The 4768-nt window shown below is 50.2% G+C and carries 5 protein-coding genes and 1 pseudogene; all 6 read right to left on the reverse strand.

Annotation, left to right across the window (positions count from 1 at the left end):
- Window positions 1-224: hypothetical protein (locus C6G87_RS08285; protein ID WP_158653143.1), on the reverse strand; the 224-nt coding region annotated here is incomplete at its 3' end.
- Entirely contained in the window at window positions 221-1234 is a 1014-nt protein-coding gene (locus C6G87_RS08290) for a hypothetical protein (protein WP_104753019.1), read from the reverse strand. The genes C6G87_RS08290 and C6G87_RS08285, both read right to left, overlap by 4 nt.
- A gap of 52 nt (window positions 1235-1286) precedes the next feature.
- Window positions 1287-2933: a hypothetical protein gene (locus C6G87_RS08650; protein WP_199767682.1), complete on the reverse strand. Its 1647-nt coding sequence runs from the start codon at window positions 2931-2933 to the stop codon at window positions 1287-1289.
- Window positions 2905-3573, reverse strand: coding sequence for a hypothetical protein (locus C6G87_RS08300; RefSeq protein ID WP_104753020.1), 669 nt, complete (start codon window positions 3571-3573; stop codon window positions 2905-2907). Before C6G87_RS08300 ends, C6G87_RS08650 begins: the two co-directional genes overlap by 29 nt.
- A 53-nt stretch (window positions 3574-3626) precedes the next feature.
- Window positions 3627-3815, reverse strand: coding sequence for a hypothetical protein (locus C6G87_RS08305; RefSeq protein WP_324761414.1), 189 nt, complete (start codon window positions 3813-3815; stop codon window positions 3627-3629).
- A 22-nt stretch (window positions 3816-3837) separates the two neighbouring features.
- Window positions 3838-4752: pseudogene (locus C6G87_RS08310) on the reverse strand (portal protein); the annotation flags it as partial.
- Between the last annotated feature and the right edge of the window lie 16 nt (window positions 4753-4768).

The following is a 4768-nucleotide window of genomic DNA, read 5'->3' on the forward strand; positions in this document are numbered from 1 at the left end:
GCTTTGGAGGGGTTAGAGGGGTTAGTAGGGGGAACTTGTTCTTGAAGCACATAGGCGCTTAAGTCCACATGATCATCATGGTTAGAATTAGGGGGGGTGTCTGCTAAGATCAGCCCCTTAGGGGAGAGGCTCTCCTGCAATTGTTGCGCTTGTGTTTTAGCTTTTTGGGCTAATTGATACGCCTCTTGTTTAATCAGATCCACGCTTTGGCTTAACGCACTCATAGCCCCGCCCCCCAAATTTGATAAGCTTTAAAGCGCTCTTGCTCGCAGTGCAGGAGTTGGTGGTAGGCTTGCATGTCATGGGGGTTTGCGCGCCATTGTTCTAAGAGGGCAGCGCGGGCGCGCTCTAGGGCAAGCGTGTTCTTAAACTTATAGGTGGCAATCTGTTGTTGGTAGTAGGCTTGTTCTTGTGCCTGCAACATCGCTACCGCATTCCCCACTAACAAAGAACTTAGATGTAATTGTGCCTCTAGCTCCATGCTCTTTAGCGCGCGCAAGCCTTGCGCCTCTTGTAGGAAGTCCTCAAAATGCTTTAAGAAGTATTCTTTTAAATAGCTCCCCTCCAAGTGCGCTAAGAATAACGCCTTGATATGGCGTTCTAAAGCAGGGATCAAGAAGTCTTGGGTATGCAGGGCGCTAAAGTCATAATGGCTTAAGTGTTCTTGGATCGCAGGGCTCAAAGAAGTTTGTAGCGCCTCTTCTGCCTTGTGGGCAAAGGCACGCATGAGCGCCTCTAAGCGCTCTTGGGCTTGGGTGTGCAGGGTTTGGCTTTGGGCTTGGGCTTGGGTCTGCAGAGCGTTTAAAAAGGCTTCAAACTGAGGGTTTAAGTGCGTGCGCACGGATTCTAAAAGGCTTAATTGGCGCTCATGAGTCATCCACCCCTCTAATCTCTTGCTCAAAAGCTCTTGGGCGTGCTGAGCAGGCTCAAAGTCTTTTAAGAGTTCTTGCACCTTTGCGCTCAAGAGTGCGGGCATGTCTTCACGCGCAGAGGCGTACAAGGGCTCTAAAAGGGCTTGAAGCGTTGCTTGTAGTTGGGGCTCTAGGGTGGAAGGGGCTAAGGCATTGGCTATCACGCTTTTAAGTTGCGCCTCTAATTGGGCGGTACGACTCTCTAGGGCGTTATCCACATAGCTTTTTAAAGTGCTAGAAGCGAGTTCTAAGATGTCCGCATTTTGGGCTTTGAGGCGTTCATGGGCGCTTAAGAGCTCTTGGACTTTGTCATAGAGGAGCATTAAAGTCCTTTTTAGCGCCCAATATAGCCAATCTAGGGCAATGCCGCAAGGGTTAAGCCTTGAGCGCGGCGTACTCCTTGAACATATGTGCTTGAATGTATTCTTTGAACATCGCTGCTTGGGTGTGCGTTTGGGGGGTGGGCGCTTTGGGGTTGAAGAAGACATCTTCAAAGGCGCAATCATTCGCGCGCGCAAACGCTTGTGCCTCCTCTAGGATATCCCCCATGCTAACCCCAATCACACGCACACTAAAACAATCCCAATAAGCGATCAAATGGCTTTGGTAGGCACATTCTAGGGCGTACGCGTGATCCACATCAAGCCCATAGCGCCCCTCACTCCCAAGCTCTAGGTATTGCTGCACTTGCGCATTAGGAGCGGGGGGGGTTTTAAGGCGTGTGCGCGCTAAGATCACAGACCCCCCGGGATCACAAGCGATTTTGTGCGCACTCTGAGGGCGGATGTAATGCTCTTGCAATCGGCTATACTCGCCTAACAACACCTGCCCCTCATAGTCATAATAATAATGCAGTTCTTCATAATAATAATAAAAATGTTCTCTATCCCCACTCTTGCTATTCCCTCTATAAAAGGAATCCGCGCTCGCTTGGCGGTAATCCCAAGTGCGATTAAGCCCCTTGGGGATAGCATGGAAGTGCCCCACCCTTTGCACCTCCTCAATCACCCCGCGCGCGCGATCTTGCCATCTAGGCAGGCGCAAAGATTGCGGATAGGGGATATGCGCAAACAAGGGAAGACGTTCCCCTAAAGAGTAGTAACGCATTTGTTCTAAAAACCTTAAGCTATTCAAAGCGTCTATCTTAGGATGCACACTTGCGCGCTCATGGGCGTTAAAAAGCTCCTCTAAAAGGGAAGTATCTTTAAAGCCGAAGTAATGCGCGCTGAGTTCTTTAAAGCCCGTTTGGATCTCCTGCATGCGCGCGTGCATAGCCTCGATCAAGGCTTGAGTGTGGGCGCGCGTAGGCGCAACAAATACATTTTTAGGCATAGGAAGGGCTAGAGGGTCGTAATGGGCATTGCCCGCTAAGTACTTATGTGCCGTGTTGTTGAGTTGTGCGCTTAAAGGGCTGGGCGTATCCTCCCCTAAAATCCCGCGCATGCAATGAGGGGCGCGTAAACCCGCAGGATAGCCCAAACGCCCCGGGTCCTCTTGCTGGTAAATCTCCCCCCCTGCTAAGATCGCATAAGGGTGGTAGATCAGGGCATGGCTTAGAGAAGATCGCCCCCTATACCCCACTAACGCGCGCGCGCGCGTAAGACTTTGCCCCTCTTGGGTGTAAAACTTGATCGCATGGCTAGCTTGTGCGCCCACAATGGCGCTTGCCATTTGCAGGCTAAGCTCTAAGCTAGCGCTGGTGCTCGTGCCCACTAACGTACCAATACCAATTGCAGAACTCACCCCCACGCTCACCACGCTTAAGCTGATCCCCACAATGGCATTAATAATCGCGTTGATCAAATTGCCCAAATGTTCGGGCTTAAAGGCGTCTTCAAAGACGGCAAAATGGCTATCTGCTTTGGCGCGCGCATAGTGATAAGCTTGTTCGCGCATGATCGCTGCTGAGATATTTAAGTGATAGCGTTTGACGATGTCATCATAGATGTCGTAATATTCCCCCTGCACCCCCCGCAGATAGGCAATGTAATTATCACTCTGGCGTGTGAGGGCTAGGGGCATCTAGGGGGCTTGTGTAGGTTAAAGCTAAAATCTCTTGAAGGGTCTTAGCTTGGGCAATGGCGTTACGCACCTTCTGGCGCGCCCCGATCATTTGGGCTAACTTCTTTAAAAACACTTCATGTTTGCTAAGGATCTTTTGCGCCAAGGCGTGGCGATCCTCTCCGCGCGCTTGGGCTAAAGCGTCTAAGAATATTGTAGGTTCTGTGCCTACAACGCGCGCATCTTGGTATTGGCGATCATAGCTTAAGGCTTCTTCAAAGGGAACTTGTTCCTCGTGCAGGCGCGCGCAATCTGCACTAAAGGCGCGGTTCACATAGTAGAGTTGACGCTCCTTAAGTTTAGCCAAGCTCAAAGGCTGCAGCACTCCATGCTCAAGCGCACAACCCACATCATAGGCGCGCTCTAAGCCTTCAGGCAATAAGACAACATGCAAATGGGCGGGGCTATAAAGGGGCAAAGTATCCCCCTTGAAGATGTCTACAACTTTATTCTTCTCAAGCAGGGCGTACCATCTATCAGGTTGGCAAGCCCCATTAGCAGAGAGCACAGGCTGGGCGGCTTGTTCTAAATGGTATGCTTCCCAAGCTTCTAAAGTGGCATCTTCTTCAGGCGTGAGATCCAAAGGTTCAAGGGAGGGCATGGCAATCCTTTTATTTGAAGTGGGCTAACTTTAGCCAAAGCCACCCCCCCACTTCAAGGGTTAAGATTGCGATCTTGCGTGCAAAAGCGCAGATCGCGCTCTAAACTCTCCGTATAGATTAACAACGCCTTGAGGTATTCCAAAGTGCCTAAGTCCTGATGCGGGCGTGCGGGCATGGGCAAATTGCAGCGGGTGGGCACATAGACATTTTTATACACCACACGGGGGGCGCACCCACTCAAAAGCCCCCACAGACACACGTAACTAATATTCCAAATGGTGCGCACTGGGATACTTACGCCATTGTGAAGCGTTTGTCTTAGGCGTCTGCAAGCCCTGCACTTCTTGGACTTGGTTAAGCTGCTCGCTGGTGGTGTGCGCCTCTACCAACGCCCCTTGTTGGGCGTACTTCTGTGCCTTTGCCTGCAATTCTAGAATTTGGGCTTGGATTTTTTGTAACTCTAGTGCCTGCAATTGTTCGTTATAAGGCGCTTGCGCCTCTGCTTGTTGGGCTTGTGCCTGCTGAGCTTGTTCTAGCACCTCTTGGATGTCTGCTACTAGCGGGCTATCCATATCCTTAAGCATTAAGGGCAAGAGTTGGGGGAGCAGATCAGGGCGCACGGGGCTAATCACCTTTAAAAGCTCGTTCCAATGGCTGAAGCGCTCATCTTTGCTATCTGTCTTCAATTGTGTTTTATAAATCAAGTCAAACTTACAGGGCTTAATGCGGTGTTGGGCGTTATCGTTGATCTTAAAATAACGTTCCCCCACTTTGGGATCGACAATTCTAAAAACTTGCTCTTGGGTAAAGTAATGGCTAATGAGGCTCACGGCTAGCTCAAAGATGAGCTTATCCATGTCATCACTCACCTTTAAAAAGTGTTGCAACCCCATAAGCCCACTCTCGCGACGTTGCGCGATCGCCACCCCGCTTTGACGATTGATAGCCATCCCCAAACTCTCATCATTGAGCCCCGCTAAAATCTTGAGTAATTGGCGCTTCTGTTCCGCCTTAGCGCTTAGGGCGGCTAAGTCTGCTTGGTTGTTCATGAATTGAATTTTGCCATCTTTAAGGGCGTTTGGGCGCACCTTCACAATGGCGTTATCTAAGCTCATGTGCTCTACAAACTCATCGATATTGAGCACGCTATCTTCTTCAAACATCGCTTTAAATGAGCCGTTCCTACAAACCTAT

This window comes from Helicobacter baculiformis (genome assembly GCF_900197685.1).
Classification (GTDB): domain Bacteria; phylum Campylobacterota; class Campylobacteria; order Campylobacterales; family Helicobacteraceae; genus Helicobacter; species Helicobacter baculiformis.